Genomic DNA, 18968 nt, shown 5'->3' on the forward strand with positions numbered 1-18968 from the left:
TTATGGCCGCGGTTTGAAGCCGCCGCCAGCGAGATGCGTCAATCTCGAGTTCTTTCCAAGATGACATATTGGAGCTATCAGTCAACGATGTTTATGTTGAGCCATGACAAAACCTTCGCTTAGAACCTGGCTGATCGACAGACCCTCCGCGTCGCCGGAGAGCATGATCGTGCGCTGCCTGAGCGAGCGCGGCGCACTCTCCGCGTTGCAGATCGCACGCGCCACCGGTCTGGCGCGCTCGACGGTGTCAACCGCGCTTAACGGCTTGAAAAAGTCTGGAATGGTGATCGAAGCCCCGACCAGCCGCGACGGCATCAGAGGCATCGGCAGGCCAGCCGCGGCGGTGACGCTCAATCCGACAGCGGGCACCTGCGTCGGCATTCACCTGGCTCTTCAGCAGATACGGCTCATCGTCGCCGATGTCTCGCATTCCGTCATTGCCGAACAAAATATTCCAATGGCGCTGGACTACCAGCCGCAACAGGCGGCCCAGGCGGTCAAATCGGCAATTGCCCAATCTTACAGGGAAAACGGTCTGCCGGTGGCGGGGCTCCTGGGGGTTGGTGTCTCCGTCTCCGGTCCTGTCAGCCGCGATGGAGTGGTGCTGCGCGCCAGCATGGTTCCAACATGGGCCGGCGTCAACATACGAGATGTGTTCGGCCCCGTTCTGGAACAGCCGATCTTCGCCGACAACGAGAGCAACTGCGCGGCCATTGCCGAGCTGATGTGGGGTGCGGCCGTCGGCCAGGACGATTTCGTGCTGTTCAAGATCGATCTGGGTGTCGGCGGGGCCATTGTCCAGCATGGCCGGCTGGTGACGGGCGTCGCCGGCGGCGCCGGCGAATTCGGGCACATCAGCATCGATCCCGGCGGCGACCTTTGCCGCTGCGGCAATCGCGGCTGCCTGGAGCTCTACGCGAGTTTTACCCGGCCGCTGGAACAGATTTCGCGTGTCGTTGGGCGGCAAGTCACCATGGACGATGTCATCGCCATGGCCGAGCAGGGCGACGTCAGGGCGTTGCGGATGATCGAGGATACCGCCGAGATCGCCGGCCGGGGTCTCGGCCTGATCGGCTCGGTGCTCAATCCGCCGCTTATCATCATCGGCGGCCACATGGCTTTGGCAGGGGACATTCTGTTGACGCCGCTGATCGCGTCCTATGAACGCCATACGCTGATCAAGTCCCGCGATATCGCTCCCGCCCTGCGCACGCGCATCATCGTTGGCAAGCACACCGAGAACGATGCCTTGCTGGGCGCGGTCGGCCTCGTTTTGAGACACCAGACGAAGGAACTGTCGCTGGGGTGATCGTCAGGACCTGCCTGTGCTTGTTCAAGTCAATTGCACGTGTCGGCAGCCTTGAGCGCTTCGGCGCGGGACGATTTGGGCAAATCCGCGATCCGCCGGACAGAAGCGTAAAACCTTGGATAGTTGCCCGAACACAGGTCGAACAAGCGAAGAAAGGCCGGAACCTGTTCACCGTAGACAGAAGTTGCCGCGAGCTTGGCGTTGTTTATCGGGGCAGCGAACCAGGCGTCGTATCCCCGGTATCCCGCCCAGTGCCTGTCGCGCATCTGCCGGTAGCGCGCCCGCATCCTCTCGATCGCGGCTTTCTTTGCAGTCGCCATCTTTTCCGGGGTGCGGGGACTACCATAGACCTGCCTTAGCTCGTCGCGCGTCTTCGCCACCAGTCCAAGAAAATCGGCGCTGCGCTTGCGATCGGCTTCGTAGCGGCGCAATCCGGCCCGGTCGCCGGCGGCGCGGAGCCATTTCCTGACGCCGCTGGTTTCGACGGCAACGGCGAACGCCTCGTTGAATGCGGAATCGCCATCCACATAGAGGCGCTGATGCGCCAGCTCATGAAAAACAAGGCTGGCGAGATAGGTGTCGTCCTGACGCAGCATGGTGCTCAGTAGCGGGTCACTCGACCAGCCAAGCGTGGAATAGGCGGTGACGCCCGAGACATAGACGTCCAGCCCCTGTCTTTGAAGTTCGACTGCGTTCTCAGTCGCGGATTTCCGGGAGAAATAACCCCGGTATGGAACGCAGCCGAAGACCGGAAAGCACCATGTTCGTGGCGCAAGCGAGAATTGCGGCGCGGCAAAAACGGCCCAGGTCACGGCATCGCGATGGATGTCGACATAGCTGCGGTAGCTGTTGTTTTCGGGCAGTGCCAGCTCATCTGTCCCAAACCGTCTTATGGCGCTGGCCGACGTCAATTTGGCGCGCAATGCTTCAGGCGTCGAAGGATCACGGATGAGTTTTGCAATATTTTTGCGGGCGGCCATGATCTGCGCGTGACCCTGCAACGACTGCGCGTAGTAGGAAATGCTCGTGCAGCCGGTCGCCCCGGACGCGATGATCGCCGCGGCAAGCATCCGAAGAACGCGCTTCACTGTTTGCCCACCCTTGCCCATCTCCCCATGCAGCAAACGTCCTGGTCACCCTCAAACAGGAGGCACCGGTTTCCGTCAAGAGCTGCAGGGGTAGGGGGCGACACCGACCTGGGCAGGGCGATGCGGCCATTCGCCTACGATTGACGAAAGTCCGCCGCAGGGCGGAGCGAGCGAGATACGGACCGTCCGTCGAGGCGCGGTTCCCCCAAGCTGCCGCGCGCTACTGGTCCGAAAACCTCACGCTCACGCCGCGCTGGCGAAAATAAGCCTGCATCAACTTACGGCCCGAGCGGTTGTTCTGCGCCAATTTTGCCGGATCGAACACCGCCTGTTTTGCGCCCTCTCGTGTCAGCGCTGCCTTGAGCGTCGCGATATGGGCGTCGATGTCGGCATTGTCCGCCCGCAGCGAGGCATAGATACTTTCGGTCGCTTCGGCCACAGTCGGTTCGCTCACAGATGTCGTCCTTTGGTTAGTTGGGCGGCGGCTTTACCACAGATTTGCGGCTCCGACGATATCGACTGAACCGTCAGAGCACAGCGCCCAGGGCGCAAAACCGCAAAACGTATGTATTCGGCCCTGCTAAACATTGCCCGGCAGGCGAATGGGTCTAACTATCGTTACGAAACGGGGGGAATCAGGTGGCTGCCAATCGTCGAAACGAGATCTCATCGTCCGAGCGAGGGCTAGGACGGATTCTTGCGGCAGGCAATGCCCATCCGCGCACAGCTCTGCCTACCGTGGCAACCATCGTCACGACAGTAGCTGCGCTGTATTTCGGTCGTGAGGTGTTCCTTCCCATTGCCATCGCGCTGCTTTTGACCTTTGCGCTGGTGCCGATGGTCTCCGCACTGAAGCGTGTCGGCTTGCCTCGGCTGCCCGCAGTGCTTCTGAGCGTGATTGGCGCATTCGCGGCCCTGGGCCTGTTCAGCTTCATTGTTGCGACCCAGGTAAGCGAGCTTGCTCAGAACATTTCCGTCTACCAGACAAACATTCTGACCAAGGTGCGTTCCCTCAAGGAGACGGGCGTTGGTGGCGGCATAATTGCCAGGCTGAGTGGGGTGATCGAGCGCGTCGGTCAGGAGATCGACAAGCAGGATGTGGCGCCGCCTGCGGCCGACAAGCCCCGGCGCGAGCCTGTTCCCGTCGAGATCGTCGCCCGCGAGAGACCTCTGGAGGTATTGCAGAACATCATCGGACCGTTGATCAGCCCGCTGGCATCAGCTGGCCTGATCATCATCGTCGTCATCTTCATGTTGCTTGAGCGCGAGGATCTGCGCGACCGGTTTATCCGCCTCGTCGGCTATGGCGACCTCCATCGCACAACGCAGGCATTGCAGGATGCCGGCAAACGGGTTGGCCGCTATCTGATCATGCAATTGGTGGTGAACATCGTCTACGCCATACCAATCGCAATTGGCCTTTGGGTGCTCGGCATTCCCAACGCGCTGCTGTGGGGGTTGCTGGCACTGGCGCTGCGCTTCGTTCCCTATATCGGCCCTGTTATCGGCATGCTGCTGCCCTTGTTTCTGGCCTTGGCGGTTGCGCCCGGCTGGTCGCTGGTGCTGTGGACCGCCGCACTGTTTGTCGTCATGGAATTGGTAACCGGCAACGTCATCGAACCGTGGCTCTATGGCTCGCGCACGGGACTTTCTCCTTTGGCAATCATCGTTGCGGCAATTTTCTGGACATGGTTGTGGGGGCCGCTCGGCCTGGTCCTTTCGACGCCGCTGACAGTTTGCCTCGTCGTCCTCGGGCGACATGTTCCGCAGTTCGAATTTCTCGACGTCCTGTTTGGCAACGAGCCCGTCCTTGAAGCTCATGCCCGGCTCTATCAACGGCTCCTGGCCGGCGATCCCGACGAGGCAACTGACCATGCCGAGGAGATCCTCGAGGAGAAGTACCTGATCGATTTCTACGACACGGTCGCCATTCCTGCTCTCCTGTTGGGCGAGCAGGACCGCATGCGAGGCGTGATGGGCGATCAACAGCGAAGGCAGGTGGCGGCGAGCGCCCAAATTCTTGTGGCAAATCTTGCCGACGATGCACAGGAAGAGGCAAGCGAGGAAGATGCGCCGACAACCACCGCCGAAGGGACCGCGAGCAAGGAAACAGATGGCATCGAAGAGGAAGAGATCGAACTGCCCGACGGCAAGGACATGTCGGTGCTTTGTGCCGGCGGTCGCGGTGAACTCGACGATGCCGCTGCCGCCATGCTCGCTCAGGTGCTGGAGGTGCAAGGTGCTACGGTGGCGAAGGCCAGTTTTGCCGATATGGAGCCGGCAGGTATTCGTCGTCTCGAACTAGAGGCGATCGACACCGTCGTGGTCGGTTTCCTGAACCGGGATTCGCTCAAGCATGCCCGCTTTCTGGTCCGCAGACTGAAGCGCGCCAAGGCAGGTTTGAGAATTGGGATTGTGTTCTGGTCAGACGCGGAGCAGGGCGATGTCGGGCAAGAAAGGCAAGCTTTGGCCGCCGACATCAGCGCCGATTTCGTAGCCCACGGCATGGTCAACGCTGTGCTTGGCGCACTTTCTCCAGCGCCGGCCGTTCCCCTCAAAGTCGTTTCGAAACGCCGCGATCGACGGCGTCCGGCCCCTCGAAAACGGATCCCGGCCCAGGCAACGGCCGCAACAGCCTAGCAGCACCGCCATGTCTCAGATTGCCGCGCCGGCGCTGGAATCTCTGGTGCGACGGCAAGATCGTCCCCACTCGCAAGCCATGGAACAATCTCGCGGCCTTGCGGTTCCTAACATCGAAGGAGAACCCCCATGCTTAGATTCCTTATCCGCCTCGGCGCGATCTACGCGGCGTTCCAGATCGGCCGAGAGTTCGGCCGCAAGGAGACCGAAATCATGCTCCTGCCGCCGCCCGTTGACTACGAGCGGCACCCCACGTCAAGAAACGAAACCGATTTCGGAGAGGCATAGGACCGCTCAATCTGTCTGGTCGATTTGGCCCATGCTGGCGCCGTCCCTGCGCGGGGCGCATTATCCTGCGAACGAACCGGCCTCTTGGCTGTGCCAGGATGGATCCGGGTAATGCAAATTGAGCCGCTATCTCCGCCGCTCAAACGCGGCATAACGAGGTTGACCGTGCGTCGAGGAATGAGTCTCTCGCAGATCTTGGCGTTGAGCCGATGGAGAAGGCATGACCAGCACGGGCAAGGCACGACCCTAAGAAAGTGGAAGGGAAGAAGCACTGGTGCTGTCAATTGCCAGGGGGACCGGCATCACCGAGGATCAAGCGCGCGATCTTGTTCGCCTGATCGGCACCGGCCGCAATTCGCTGTTTCCGTGAGGCGCGGCAGCTGCTCCGGCAGCGCCTGAGCTACTTTAGACCGAAGGTGCTCAGAGCACGGCTATCCCGTCGCCTTATGTTGCCCGGCGGTCATCGCTTTGAGAGCCCGGACCACCTCTGCAGGTCCGGCGGGTTTCATCACTCTTACGCCAGACGAGAACGCTTCGGGGGTTTCCTCGAGCCCCAAGCCGGAATAGACGATGAAAGGAACCGCCCGCCCTGCCAAGGTTTTTGCCGCGTCAACAGCCTCGCCGTCCGACAGCCTGACGTCCAGGATCGCTGCGGCGGGGGTATGGTCCGCAAGAAAACGTTTCGCCTGGGAACATGTCGCCGCCAATGCCACGGCAAAGCCCGCCTCCGAAAGAGTGGACTCCATATCCAGTGCTATCAAGGCTTCGTCGTCGACGACAAGGACCAAGGGTTTGCCCATGCGCGGATGATCGCACGTTTGTAGATGGAAGACGAGTCGAGGCTACGACCCTTTTAGGGTCCGGTTCCCGTACGCAGCGGGTCGAGACCGCGAGCAATGGGAACCAACTGATCCAAGCCGCATTATATTTGGTTGGACTGGACAAGGTGTTTGGGATGCATGAAGCAACACAGGCGAATGTTGTCGCCTTCGAAAACCGGGGGGTGTCCAGCAATGACGGTCTGGATTTCGATTACAAGGATTTCTTCGAAAACGGCGCCGTTGCCCTCCATCTGGTGAACGCAGACGGCGTAATCGTGCATGCCAACCAGGCTGAGCTCGACCTTCTCGGCTATCCCGCAGAGGACTACCTCGGTTGCCACATCGCCGAGTTCTATCCCGACCGGGACGTCATAGAGGACATTTTGGGTCGCCTTGCCAATGGCGAGAAGATCGTAAGATATCCGGCGCGATTGAGGGCCAGCGATGGATCGATCAAGCACGTCGAAGTCACCTCAAGCGGACATTTCCGGGACGGCAAGCTGATCAACACCCGGTGCTTCACGGTCGATGTAACCGACTTGGTGCACACCCGCTCGGAGCTCAGGCAGCATGACAGTACCTATCACCAGATACTCGACGGCCTACCCGTCGCCATCTACACGACCGATCAGGATGGGACGATCACCTACTACAACCGCGCCGCGGCCGATCTGGCAGGCAGGGAGCCTGAAATCGGCAAGGATAAATGGTGCGTGACGTTCAAGCTGTTCACTGCCGACGGCAAGGAATTGCCGCACGATGAATGCCCGATGGCCATTGCGCTCAAGGAGAACAGGCCGGTCCGCAATCAGCAAGCTGTTGCGCAACGTCCCGACGGATCGTTTTTTCCGTTCCTGCCCTACCCGACACCGCTGCGGGACGAGCACGGCGCTCTGATCGGCGCCGTAAACATGCTGCTGGACCTGACGGACCGCCAACGTGCCGAAGAAACCAGGCAGCACCTCTCAGCGATCGTGGAATCCTCATTTGACGCGATCGTCAGCAAGGATCTCAACACCATCATAAAAAGCTGGAACCAGGGCGCCGAACGGCTTTTCGGCTATACCGCCGACGAAGCGATTGGCCGGTCGGTGACCATGCTGATCCCCGAAGACCATCAGGACGAGGAACCCCGCATTCTCCAACGCATTCGCCGCGGCGAGCGCGTCGAACCATTCGAAACGACCCGCCAGCGCAAGGATGGCAGCCTGGTTCCGGTTTCACTGACGATATCGCCCGTGCGTAACGCAACCGGGCAGATCACCGGCGCATCGAAGATAGCGCGAGACATCACGTCGACGAAGGAGAATGAATATCGCATCCGCATGCTGATGCGCGAGGTCAACCACCGGGTGAAAAACCAGTATTCGGTCATCCTGTCGATGATCCGGGAGACCAACAAGCGATCGGAGACGCCAAAACAATTTGAAACCCAGGTGCGCGAGCGCATCATGGCGTTGTCACGATCTCACGACCTGCTTGTATCGGCGGATTGGAAGGGTGCCACGATCAGCGACCTCTTGGCGGCCCAGGTCGAGCCTTTCCCGCGGGGGGATTTGATCGAAATGTCGGGCCCATCATTGGTGCTCAGTCCCAACGCAGTTCAGTATCTCGGGATTGCCTTCCACGAACTGGCGACCAACTCGGCCAAATACGGGGTTCTCTCAGGGGACAAGGGCCGGATCTCGGTCACATGGGGCATCACCGGTTCCGGTGCTTCGAGGCTCTTTCACCTCACCTGGGTCGAAACCGATGGGCCGCAGGTTCAGACTGTCGGACAAGGTGGCTTTGGAACCGTGGTGCTGAAGCGGGTCGCGCCCGCAGCGGTTAGTGGGCAGGGAATTCTCGAACACGGTCCGCATGGCATAACATGGAGCTTGGAAGCGCCTTTGGCTTCCGTAGCAGCTTCTGCCGTCCATGAAGCTTAGAAGCAGGAAGCAGCCCTGCAACGAGCATTCGTCAATTGGAAGCCCTTGATGCGGCCTTTGCCGAGCGAAAACCCCGTTTCCGCTAAAGATCGCCAGAGCCATTGCTAAAGTCGACAGAGCAAATCACCGGCAGAGGGCGCATTTCGTTGCACGGAACGGGACAGGACCGGCGTAGCCAGAGGCGAGGTAACTATGGACATCGACGAGTTCCGTGCGACCCTTCAGGGTGTAGAGCCCCCGGCGAATCTTGGGATGGCGCTCCACGCTCTATGGTGGGATAGACAGGGCGATTGGGAGCGGGCGCATGAGTGTGTGCAGGCCAACGAATCTGATCCGGCCTCTGTATGGGTTCATGCCTATCTGCACCGCAAAGAAGGCGACCTTTCTAATGCAGCCTACTGGTACCGCCGCGCCGGGCAGCCTGTGGCAACTGGCAAGCTAGACGCAGAGTGGGAGTCGATTACAGAATCACTTCTTGCAGGATAGTGAGGGTCGCCCAAGGGGCAGCCTAGCGCCTCATCGCCCCCGTAGAGGCGAAACTCACCTCCGCCCGATGGGATCGGCTGGGCCCAGGAGGTCCGAACGTTTCCGCATAAATTCATGCAGCGAGATTGTTCTCGCGATTCCGTAAGGTCTCTGTTTAATAAGCTATATCTAATATTGACTATTTTCTGTCGCTCAAAAGTCGCAGACTTCATTTTACTGATCACCGTTAGCTTCTTGGTAGCTCTCACGACTATAAACTTCTTGCGGGCGAATAGCTTTCATGCTGCCTTCGCGCACTCAGGAATCAGGGAGCTTAGGCATGGCGGAGCGGATTGCGCGTGATGGGTTTTGGGTTTTGCATCTCGCGCGCTTGCCGCAAGTCGTGTCGCTTCGCTCCGGCACTTCCGCCTTGACGATCCTAACTGTTGCCCTTGCGCTGAGCGCCGCGCCAGCTCGGGCCGATGGCGGCAATGGCAGCAGCGCAGGCGCTGGACAAGGTGGCGTTGACGGCGCGCTCGCGAGTGCCACGGGTCAGAATGCCGCCAATGGCGCGACCGCTGGTGGCGGTGGTGGCGGCATTGACCTCACGACGGGTGACGGGGCGCCAGGAGGATCGGGAGCGGTAAGTGGGACAGCCAACAACCCAAATGGCGTTGCCGGTGCCACTGGTGCTACGGGTCTGGTCATCTCGACAGACGGGACCATTGCAACCAGCATCAGCGGCGGGGCCGGCGCTTTGGGCTCCCCTGGCACGAATGGCGTCGTCAGGAGCGGCGGCGGTGGCGGTGGCGGTGTGGGCGTCAGTGCCACGGCCGACGTTACAGTCACTGGCACAGGATCGGTGAGTGGTGGCACTGGCGGCCGAGGTGGGACCAATGGCAACAGCGGCAGCGGTGGCGGCGGCGTCGGCATATTCTCGTCCGCAAACGTGTTTGTAGAGGCGGGCGGCAGCGTTACCGGCGGCACGAGTCTTTCCACAATTGGGGTCCAAGCAGGTGCTGGCGGCGGCGCAGCTGCCATCGTCCTGATGGGCGGCGGGACAATCCAGAACAGCGGGAATCTGCTCGGGGGTGCCGGTGGAAGAACAGTTCTCGGCGGCGGTGGGGACGGTGGCGCCGCTGTTCTGCTGCTTTCAGGTGGAACCGTCATCAACAAGCTAGGTGCGACGATCGTTGGCGGCAGTGGCGGTCAGGGCTCCTTGGCAGGCGGCGATGGCGCCGCAGGGATCAAGGGCGCCAACATCGCGGTCATCAATGCGGGTACGATCAGCGGCGGTGCCGTCGGCACCGGTGGCGGAACGCCGGCAGCCGGCAAAGCCATCCAGTTCACCGGCGGTGTCAATTCGCTGGAGATTCAGGCCGGCTCCACCATCACAGGCAATGTGGTCGCTTTCAGCGCCGCGGATACATTCAAGCTGGGTGGCGATATCAGCGCCAGTTTCGGTGTGTCGCAGATCGGCGCTGGCGCCAAATATGACGGGTTTGGGTTCTACGAGAAAACCGGAAACAGCACCTGGACCCTAACGGGGACGACAACTGCCGTCACGCCTTGGACCTTGTCCGGCGGGACCCTGCAAATTTCGAGTGACAACAATCTGGGCGCCCTCTCGGGCGGCTTGACCTTCGACGGCGGCACGTTGCGCACGACCACCAGCTTCGCCACCAATCGCAATGTCCTGATCAATTCGACCGGCGGGTTTGACACGGTGGCAGGCACGCAGTTGGACGTGTCAGGCCAGGTGACCGGCACCGGCACACTGGTCAAGAGCGGCGCCGGCACGCTCAACGTCAGCAATTTGTCCAACAACTATACGGGTGGCAACATCGTCAATGCAGGAACGCTTGCCGGCAACACCGTGGCGATCCGTGGCGACATCCTGGACAACGGCGCTGTCTCGTTTCTCGACCTCGGCCCCCACACCTTCGGCGGAAATATCTCCGGCTCGGGCAGCGTCGACATCGAAGGCTTCGGCACGCTGACGCTGACCGGTGCCAACACCCACAGCGGCGGCACCAAGGTCGGGACCGGCAAAAGCATCTCGGTCGCGTCGGACCAGAATCTGGGTGCCGCGACGGGCCTGCTGACACTCGACGGCGGCGAACTCGGCACGACAGCAAGCTTCGCCATGAGCCGCGATGTCAACCTCACTTCCGCCTATGGCTACTTCCGCGCGGCGGCGGGTACGACGCTGACCGCCAATGGCGAGCTGAGCGGCGTGGGCGGCGTCTACAAGGAGGGCGCCGGCACCCTGGTGCTCAAGGGCGACAGTACCTATTCCGGCCGCACCACCGTCGACAGCGGCAAGCTTATCGTCGAGGGCTCGCTCGGCAGCACCGAAACGACGGTAAACAGCGGCGGCACGCTGGGCGGCTCCGGCTCGATCGGCGGCGCGGTGATCGTCGCCGATGGCGGTGTGCTGGCGCCGGGGTCCAGCCCTGGCACGCTTACGGTCGGATCGCTCAGCCTGAGCTCCGGTTCTATGCTCGACTACGAGCTCGGCCAGGCGGGCATTGTCGGCGGCGGTGTCAACGACCTGATCGAGGTGACCGGCGCGCTGACGCTGGACGGCAGCCTCAACATCACCGATGTCGGCGGCTTCGGGCCTGGCGTCTACCGGCTCATCAATTATGGCGGCGCCCTCACCGACAATGGTCTCGAGCTCGGCAATCTGCCGGCCGGTGTCACGGCCGCCGACCTGACGGTGCAGACCTCCGTCGCCAACCAGGTCAATCTCGTCAGCAGCGTCGGCACCGACTTGCTCTTCTGGGATGGTGACGCGGCCGGCAACGCCAACAATGATCTGGTCGACGGCGGCAACGGCACGTGGACGGCGACAAGCCTGAACTGGACGATGAGCACCGGCCTGGTAACTGGCGCGATGAAGCCGCAGCCCGGCTTCGCCATCTTCCAGACGCTCGGCGGCACCGTCATCGCCGACGGCAGCGCCGGCGCGCTTGCGATTACGGGAATGCAATTCGCCGCCGATGGCTACCGCATCGAAGGCGACGCCATCACGCTTGATGGCGCTGGCGGCGAGAGCATCATTCGGGTCGGCGACGGCACGGTGGCCGGAGCAGGTTACACCGCCACCATCGCCTCCGTGCTAACCGGGACCAGCAGCCTGACCAAGACCGATGCGGGCACGCTGGTGCTGTCCGGCGCCAACACCTACACGGGCGGCACCTCCGTCCTGGGCGGCGTGCTATCTGTTTCAGCCGACAACAATCTTGGCGTTGCCGCTGGCGGCCTGACGCTCTCCGGCGGGACGCTGCGCAACACAGCGGCGTTCAGCTCGGCGCGCGACGTCACGCTTTCGTCGGCCGGCGGCACCTTCGACACTGTGGCCGACCTGACCTTGTCCGGTGCGATCTCTGGCGCTGGCAGCCTTGCCAAGACCGGCGCCGGCACGCTGACGCTTACGGGAACGAACAGCTATGGCGGCAACACGTTGGTCAGCGCTGGCACGCTGGTCGGCGATGCAACCTCGATTCGTGGCGACATCGGCAATTCCGGCACTGTCGTGTTCGACCAGGCGGCGGACGCCAGCTTCGCCGGCGATATCTCCGGCACCGGCGCAATGATGAAGGATGGCGCCGGCGTGCTGACGCTGTCAGGCACGTCGCTGCTGGACTGGACCGTCAATCAAGGCGGCCTCGTCTCGGCAGCCGAGCGCTTCGGTGGCGATGTCGCGATCGGCGCCGGCGCCTCCTTCACATTCGACCAAGTCGCCTCCGCCAGCTATGCCGGCGTGCTCTCGGGCGCCGGTACGTTCATCAAGGACGGCCAAGGCACGCTGCTGCTCGCGTTGGACAACTCAGGCTTTACCGGCGCCACTACGGTCAGCGGCGGCACCCTTGCCGCGGGCGCTGCGAACGCGTTCAGTTCCTCCTCGCAGTTTTCCGTCGCCTCGGGCGCCACGCTCGATCTTGCCGGCACGTCCCAGACGATTGCGGGGCTGAGCAACGCCGGAACGGTGCGCATCGCGGGTGGCGACCCAGGCGACACACTTACCGTCAGCGGCGACTATATCGGCAATGGCGGCGCCGTCATCCTCAACACGGCGCTCGGTGGTGACGGTTCGCCGACCAATATGCTGGTGATCGCCGGCAACACGTCAGGGACTGGTACCCTTCAGGTCGTCAATTTCGGCGGGTCGGGCGCCCAAACGGTCGGAGGCATCAAGATCGTCGACGTCGGCGGCGCCTCGAACGGCAGCTTCTCGCTCGACGGCAATTATACCTTCGAAGGCGATGCAGCGGTCGTCGCGGGCGCCTACGCATACAGGCTCTACAAGAACGGCGTCAGCACACCGGCCGATGGCGATTGGTATCTGCGCTCGGCCCTGGTCAACGGCGATCCCGATCCGCAGCCGCTCTATTCGCCCGGCGTGCCGCTGTACGAGGCCTATGAAGGGGTGCTGCAGGCGTTCAATGAACTGGGCACCATGCAGCAACGCATTGGCAATCGGTCGTGGGGCGAGGGTGCTACGCCGCAAGGTGCGGACCTGCCAGGCCAGGGCTCGGTCGACGGCAAGGCGATATGGGCGCGCATCGAAGCTGCCCATGCCGAGATCAAGCCGGAGACGTCGACCTCCGGCACGAACTATGACGTGACCACCTGGAAGCTGCAGGCCGGCGTCGATGGCCTGCTGCACGAAAGCGACGCCGGTACCCTGATCGGAGGGATTACGGCCCACTACGGAACCGCGTCGTCGGACGTGTCCTCGATCTTCGGGGCAGGGTCGATCGCTGCCACCGGCTACGGCGTCGGCAGCACGCTCACCTGGTTCGGCAGCGGTGGCTTCTACGTCGACGCGCAGGCCGAGGCGACATGGTATGACAGTGACATCCGGTCGGCCACGCTGGGCACCACGCTTGCGGACGGCAACAACGGTTTCGGCTACGGGCTGAGCGTGGAGACCGGACAGACGATCGCCCTCAACGGCAACTGGTCGCTGACGCCGCAGGCCCAGCTTGCCTATTCCTCGGTCGACTTCGACGCGTTCACCGACCCGTTTGGCGCCGTCGTGTCGCCCGGCAGCAGCAACAGTCTCGTCGGCCGCCTCGGCCTCTCCGCGGACTATGAAGACCAGTGGGTGGACGATGCGGGGCAAGTCAGCCGCACGCACATTTACGGGCTCGGCAACCTTTACTACGACTTCCTCGACGGAAATGATGTCGATGTGTCTGGCACGAAACTGGTCAGCGAAAATCAGGCGCTGTGGGGCGGTGTCGGCCTTGGTGGCTCGCTGAGCTGGGCGGACGGTCGCTACGCCGTCTTCGGAGAAGGGACAGCGCGGACAAGCCTCAAGGATTTTGGCGATAGCCACGCCCTGGGCGCCAAGCTCGGGTTCGCTGTGAAATGGTAGCGGCGATCAAGCTGGACATGTCGACCTTGGCTTGAGGGTCGTGTCCGGCACGGCTATGGAATCCGGACTTGCGGGCCACCCGGCTCGTCGGCCCTCGGACGTTTCCTTACCGGCTGCCGGCATCAAGTACCAGGCTCGAATCCGAAGCACCCTGGCGCTCGATCACAGGGATGCCAGCGCGCTGGACATGCGCTCCAGCCCTTGGCGCAACAGGGGACGCGGGCAGCCGACATTCAGGCGAATGAAGCCTTCGCCGCCAGGCCCATAGACGCGGCCGTCATAGAGATTAACCCCGGCCCGATCGACAAAGAATTTCTGAATTCCACCCACTCGGCCATCGAGCGCGCACGCGTCCAACCACACCAGAAACGATGCGTCGGGCCGCATGGGCGTGATGCCTGGAAGGTGTTCACCGGCGAACTCGCAAACCAGATCGATGTTGCCGGCGATGTAGCGCGTGAGTTGGTCGAGCCACGGCGCGCCGCTGCTGTAAGCAACCTCCAGGGCCAGGCGGCCGAAAAAGTTCGCATTCACCATGAATGACGCCTGCATTGCGGCAAGAAGCGCCTCGCGGCGCTTTTTGCTGGCTACCGAAATCGTTGCCGAAGGAACCCCGGCAAGATTGAAAGTCTTCGTTGGAGCGGTGCAGATGAACGATTTCTCCGCAGCATCTTCCGAGATGGAGGAGAAGACGATGTGGGGGCGATCCGACAACCTTATGTCGCAGTGAATGTCGTCCGATATGACCAGGATGCCATGGCGCTCGCAGACGTCGTTGAGCGCCGCCAATTCTTCGCGTGTCCAGGCCATTCCGGCAGGGTTGTGAGGATTGCACAGCAGGAATGCCTTGGCACCGCCGGCCGCCAGTTTCTCGAAATCCTCCAGATCGAGTTCATATCTGTTGTTCCGCAGCCTCAGCCGGTTCGTAAGCAGAACCCGCCCGTTTCCCTGAACAACTTCGAAATAGGGCGAGTACACGGGCGACTGCACAATGACGCCGTCACCGGGCTTGGTGAAGGTTCGCAGTATCGCAGCCACCGACGGCATAATCGCCGGCGCGGGAAGCAAGGTCTCCAGTTTCGGCGACCAGTTGTGCCGGTGCGCGAACCACGATTGCACGATCTCATAGTGGCGCGGATCGCGGCGTGTGTAGCCGTAAATGCCATGCTCCGCGGCCTCGCGCAGTCGCGCGATGACGGTTTCTGGAGCGCGGAAGTCCATATCCGCCGTCCACAGCGACAGCAGGTCCTGGCCCTCGACCTGGGGAGAGAACTCGTCCCACTGGTTGGCCCATTTGACGGATCCGAACTGCTGACGGTCGTGGATCTGGTCGAAATCTATTCCCGCGATATGTCGTTGCCCAAGCGCCGATGCGGGCGTGTCTGCACAAGCCATTTGATAGTCACCTTGCCGCGGGCATTGCTTGCGGCATCATCAGCGCCTCCTAGGATTTGTGGCCACGCGCCAATTGGCGCTCCACAGATTGCGAGTAACGCGACATGCCGAAGCAAAAGCTCCAGTAGACCAGCCCCGCAAAGAGGTAGCCGGTTGATGAGATCGTCGGGCCTGCCCAGTTCGGATCGACGCGCGCCGTTTCGACGGCCTTCAGAAAATCCGCGATGCCGACGACGGCGACCAGAGTCGTGTCTTTGAACAGACCGATGAAGGTCGAGACGATACTCGGTATGACGATCGTCAACGCCTGAGGGAGGACGATCAGGCGCATCATGTCGAAGTAGCCGATCCCGAGCGCCTTGGCCGCTTCGTGTTGGCCCTTCGGGATCGCCTGAAGGCCGGCTCTCACGACCTCGGCCATATAGGCGGACGAGAACAACGCTATCGCGATGAGCGGGCGCAACAGACGATCAGGTGTCAGATAATCCGGGACGAAGAGCGGCATCATGAAGTTCGCCATGAACAACACTGTGATAAACGGCACGCCGCGGACGACTTCGATGAACGTGACGCAAACCGTCTTGACGAAAGGGAGTTCCGATCTGCGTCCAAGCGCCAGGATAAGCCCGATCGGTAGCGAGAAGACGATACCCACGATCGACATCAGCAACGTGATCAAGAGACCGCCCCAGAGCGTCGTATCGATGACAGGCAAATGAAGCCAGGCAACGCCGCGCACGAGAACGAACGCGGCCACGGGGTAGACGAGGAAGAACAGCAACGCCGCCATTTTGCGCCGCGGAGCCTTCGTCCACAGGAGCCAAACGATGAGGATGGCGCCGATCGCCTGCGCAAGGTCCACCCGCCACCGCTCGGAAACCGGATACGCGCCGTATCGCAGGTAGTCGAACTTCTCGGCGATGAAAGGCCAGCAAGCCCCCTGGCTGTTCGCACGGCAAGCTTCATGGCCGCCGCTCCAGACCGCGTTGAAGATCGCAAAGCTCAGGAAGTGATGCATCAGCCACGTGGCGAGGAGGACAAAGCATATTGTCAGCGCGCCTGAAGACGGCGTCGAAAACAGGTTCTTTTTCATCCAGCTCACTGGACCCGGTCGAACGTCCGCGGGAGGCGCCATGGCTGGTATGAGCGCGCTGATCACAATTGGCGAACGCATGGACTGATCGCTCATCCGTCACCTTTCAACAATTGCAAAATGTTGGTTGCACGCGTTCATGACCAACGACGTGGCAAGGGAGGTGACGAGATAGACCGACAGAGTAATCGCCATGACCTGGACGGCGGCTCCGGTCTGATTGAGCACCGTGCCGGCAAAGATCTGAACGAGGTCGGGATAGCCGATGAACACGGCAAGCGACGAGTTCTTGATGAGGTTGAGATACTGGCTTGTCAAAGGGGGAATGATGATACGCAGCGCCTGGGGAACGACGACCAGACGAAGCGTCTTGCCCGGCGCCAGCCCCAACGCATGCGCAGCCTCGGTCTGGCCCTTTGGCACTGCCTGAATTCCACCTCGCACGATCTCGGCGATGTATGAACCGGTGTAGACCGACAGACCGATCAGGAGAGCGGCAAACTCCGGATAGAGCTGATGCCCGCCTTGAAAATTGAAACCCCGTAGCTGCGGGGCGACGAACGAGACCGGCTCGCCAGCCGCCAGGAACACGACCAGCGGAAATCCTATCAAGGTCGCCAGACTGACCAGAAGCACCGGCAGCTGCCTGCCCGTCCGTCTCTGGATGCTCCTGGCGCGAAACCAGAACGCAACGCAGCAGGAAATGGCCGCAACGAATGCCAGGCCCACCAGACCCGCTCCCGGATGCAAATGAATCTCCGGAACGATGAGGCCGCGATTGTTGAGGTAGATGCCGCCGGGAATGGCGATGGACGCCTTCGGCGAGGGCAACGGCTTGAGGACGGCGTTGTACCAGAACAGCAGCTGCAGCAATAACGGAACATTGCGCACAAGCTCGACATAGGCGGTCGCCACCTTCGAAACGATCCAGTTCGGCGACAGGCGGGCAACGCCGATGACGAAGCCAAGCAACGTCGCAAACAGGATTGCGAGGAGACTGACGTAGAGGGTGTTGACCACTCCCACCCAGAACGCCTGACCGTAGCTGGACAATGCATCGTACGGTATCAGGGTTTGATTGATGTCGAAGCCGGCAGACTCATTCCAAAAGTCGAATGAGAGCGGAATCCCCCGGACCCGCATATTCGATGCAGTCTGCATGCCGATGCCCAGCGCCAAGGCCAGCAGGCAGCCGGCGAGCAAGAGCTGGTAGAGGATGCCCCGCACCTTCGTATCGTGCAGCGACAACCTCCTGCGCGACGGCGCGGGAAGCGACAAATGGGACATGGGCTGTTCCTATCGGGTCCGTGCAAGGCGCTGACGGTAACACGCCAGCGCCTTGCAACCATGCCTTTGCCTAAAGCGCGTCGGGTTTGAACGGACTCAGGCGACGCGCTTTAGGGTCTTCGTTATGCATGTCGTTGTCTCAAAACCGGGGCCATTTTTGAGCGACATGCATTAGCGGATCGGCGGAGCGTACTGAACGCCGCCTTGGTTCCAGAGCGCGTTCATGCCACGCTCCATTTTCAGCGGCGAATCCTTGCCGACATTGCGTTCGAACACTTCGCCGTAATTGCCGACCTGCTTGATCACCTCGACCGGCCAGTTATCGCCGAGCCCGATGTCCTTGCCTATGCTGCCTTCCACGCCAAGCAGGCGGCGGATGCTGGGATTGTCAGACGATTTCATGGCATCGACGTTCTTGGAGGTGACCCCGTATTCCTCCGCGGCCACCATGACGTAGAGCGTCCACTTCGCCACATTGAACCACTGGTCGTCACCCTGCCGCACCGCCGGGCCAAGCGGCTCCTTGGAGATCAGCTCGGGAAGAACAATGCTGTCGTCCGGCTTGGCCATGCGAAGCCGCGACGCGTTCAAGGTGGAGGTGTCTGCGGACAAGACGTCGCAACGTCCCTCCTCATAAGCCTTCACGACAGCTTCCTCGTCTGCGAAACCAACCGTCGTGTACTTGATCGACTGCGAGCGAAAATAGTCGGCAAGGTTCAACTCGGTCGTGGTGCCCTGGGTGACGCATATCGATGCGCCGTCAAGTCCCTTGGCTGACGTGATATTGTCCGCCTTGCGCACCATGAACCCCTGGCCGTCATAGAAATACGTGCCGGCAAACAGTATGCCTAGCGACGTATCGCGGGACGATGTCCAGGTTGCGTTGTGGGCGAGAATGTCGATCTCTCCCGACTGCAAGGCGGTGAAGCGATCCTTTGGCGTCAATGGGATGAACTTGACCTTTTGCGCGTCCCCGAGCACGGCAGCGGCCACGGCGCGACAATAATCGACGACAAATCCGGTCCATTTGCCTTCATTGTCGGGAAGGCTGAAGCCAGCCGTGGCCGAATTCGTGCCACAGGTCAGCACGCCATTTTTCTTGACATTGTCGAGGGTTGCGGACCACGCCGAGGAGGCGGTGCACGCGATGGCGAGGGCAAGTAGGCCCTTGAACGTTGATCTCATTTCGGCATTCCCCTGTTATTGTTGAAGGGAATGTGCTCTCCAGCCCAAGTATTCGTCAAATCGATTGTTCTCATTGTGAA

13 protein-coding genes are annotated in these 18968 nt (G+C 61.4%); 6 read left to right on the forward strand and 7 right to left on the reverse strand.

Translation table 11 applies throughout. The annotated features are described in order from the left end of the window. The first annotated feature begins 103 nt into the window (after positions 1 to 103). Positions 104 to 1309 carry an ROK family transcriptional regulator gene (locus NKK50_RS07205; RefSeq protein WP_023671103.1) on the forward strand — a complete coding sequence of 402 codons (1206 nt, stop codon included), beginning with the start codon at positions 104 to 106 and terminating at the stop codon, positions 1307 to 1309. 29 nt (positions 1310 to 1338) lie between these two features. Here NKK50_RS07205 and NKK50_RS07210 read toward each other — a convergent pair whose 3' ends face one another. Next, entirely contained in the window at positions 1339 to 2379 is a 1041-nt protein-coding gene (locus NKK50_RS07210; RefSeq protein ID WP_031197615.1) for an aminopeptidase, read from the reverse strand. A gap of 238 nt (positions 2380 to 2617) precedes the next feature. Then, a complete protein-coding gene (locus tag NKK50_RS07215; protein WP_023671105.1) occupies positions 2618 to 2851 on the reverse strand; it encodes a hypothetical protein in 234 nt (77 codons plus the stop codon). Positions 2852 to 3036: 185 nt separating this feature from the next. Here NKK50_RS07215 and NKK50_RS07220 point away from each other — a divergent pair, with 185 nt between their 5' ends. Further along, positions 3037 to 5037, forward strand: coding sequence for an AI-2E family transporter (locus NKK50_RS07220; RefSeq protein WP_023833638.1), 2001 nt, complete (start codon positions 3037 to 3039; stop codon positions 5035 to 5037). A gap of 129 nt (positions 5038 to 5166) precedes the next feature. Next, the gene (locus tag NKK50_RS07225; RefSeq protein WP_023744144.1) at positions 5167 to 5325 is read left to right on the forward strand and encodes a hypothetical protein; all 159 of its coding nucleotides are present in this window, start codon (positions 5167 to 5169) and stop codon (positions 5323 to 5325) included. 431 nt (positions 5326 to 5756) lie between these two features. On the opposite strand, the gene NKK50_RS07230 is transcribed toward NKK50_RS07225, so the two are convergent. Then, entirely contained in the window at positions 5757 to 6125 is a 369-nt protein-coding gene (locus NKK50_RS07230) for a response regulator (RefSeq protein ID WP_023747091.1), read from the reverse strand. A gap of 155 nt (positions 6126 to 6280) precedes the next feature. On the opposite strand from NKK50_RS07230, the gene NKK50_RS07235 reads away from it, so the two are divergent. From NKK50_RS07235 to NKK50_RS07245, 3 genes are all read left to right on the forward strand, one after another. After that, complete coding sequence (locus tag NKK50_RS07235) at positions 6281 to 8074, forward strand: PAS domain S-box protein (protein ID WP_031203896.1); 1794 nt, start codon at positions 6281 to 6283, stop codon at positions 8072 to 8074. Positions 8075 to 8266: 192 nt separating this feature from the next. Then, positions 8267 to 8560 (forward strand): hypothetical protein, encoded by a 294-nt coding sequence (locus NKK50_RS07240; RefSeq protein WP_023704064.1) that lies wholly within the window; start codon positions 8267 to 8269, stop codon positions 8558 to 8560. Between the two features lie 409 nt (positions 8561 to 8969). Beyond that, on the forward strand, positions 8970 to 13928 hold the full coding sequence (locus NKK50_RS07245) for an autotransporter outer membrane beta-barrel domain-containing protein (protein WP_155923521.1): 4959 nt from the start codon (positions 8970 to 8972) through the stop codon (positions 13926 to 13928). 162 nt (positions 13929 to 14090) lie between these two features. Here NKK50_RS07245 and NKK50_RS07250 read toward each other — a convergent pair whose 3' ends face one another. The 4 genes from NKK50_RS07250 to NKK50_RS07265 form a co-directional block, all read right to left on the reverse strand. After that, the gene (locus tag NKK50_RS07250) at positions 14091 to 15323 is read right to left on the reverse strand and encodes a MalY/PatB family protein (protein ID WP_050591263.1); all 1233 of its coding nucleotides are present in this window, start codon (positions 15321 to 15323) and stop codon (positions 14091 to 14093) included. Positions 15324 to 15372: 49 nt separating this feature from the next. After that, complete coding sequence (locus NKK50_RS07255) at positions 15373 to 16497, reverse strand: amino acid ABC transporter permease (protein ID WP_502896489.1); 1125 nt, start codon at positions 16495 to 16497, stop codon at positions 15373 to 15375. 18 nt (positions 16498 to 16515) lie between these two features. Beyond that, the gene (locus NKK50_RS07260) at positions 16516 to 17703 is read right to left on the reverse strand and encodes an amino acid ABC transporter permease (RefSeq protein ID WP_023735056.1); all 1188 of its coding nucleotides are present in this window, start codon (positions 17701 to 17703) and stop codon (positions 16516 to 16518) included. A 171-nt stretch (positions 17704 to 17874) separates the two neighbouring features. Beyond that, complete coding sequence (locus NKK50_RS07265; protein WP_023735055.1) at positions 17875 to 18888, reverse strand: amino acid ABC transporter substrate-binding protein; 1014 nt, start codon at positions 18886 to 18888, stop codon at positions 17875 to 17877. Between the last annotated feature and the right edge of the window lie 80 nt (positions 18889 to 18968).

Source organism: Mesorhizobium sp. M0001 (assembly GCF_040324255.1).
GTDB lineage: Bacteria > Pseudomonadota > Alphaproteobacteria > Rhizobiales > Rhizobiaceae > Mesorhizobium.

Coding starts and splice junctions, on each gene's coding strand:
- NKK50_RS07205 (WP_023671103.1), top strand. CDS start 104: ATGACAAAACCTTCGCTTAGAACCTGGCTGATCGACAGACCCTCCGCG.
- NKK50_RS07210 (WP_031197615.1), bottom strand. CDS start 2,379: ATGCTTGCCGCGGCGATCATCGCGTCCGGGGCGACCGGCTGCACGAGC.
- NKK50_RS07225 (WP_023744144.1), top strand. CDS start 5,167: ATGCTTAGATTCCTTATCCGCCTCGGCGCGATCTACGCGGCGTTCCAG.
- NKK50_RS07230 (WP_023747091.1), bottom strand. CDS start 6,125: ATGGGCAAACCCTTGGTCCTTGTCGTCGACGACGAAGCCTTGATAGCA.
- NKK50_RS07235 (WP_031203896.1), top strand. CDS start 6,281: ATGCATGAAGCAACACAGGCGAATGTTGTCGCCTTCGAAAACCGGGGG.
- NKK50_RS07240 (WP_023704064.1), top strand. CDS start 8,267: ATGGACATCGACGAGTTCCGTGCGACCCTTCAGGGTGTAGAGCCCCCG.
- NKK50_RS07250 (WP_050591263.1), bottom strand. CDS start 15,323: ATGGCTTGTGCAGACACGCCCGCATCGGCGCTTGGGCAACGACATATC.
- NKK50_RS07255 (WP_502896489.1), bottom strand. CDS start 16,497: ATGCGTTCGCCAATTGTGATCAGCGCGCTCATACCAGCCATGGCGCCT.
- NKK50_RS07260 (WP_023735056.1), bottom strand. CDS start 17,703: ATGTCCCATTTGTCGCTTCCCGCGCCGTCGCGCAGGAGGTTGTCGCTG.
- NKK50_RS07265 (WP_023735055.1), bottom strand. CDS start 18,888: ATGAGATCAACGTTCAAGGGCCTACTTGCCCTCGCCATCGCGTGCACC.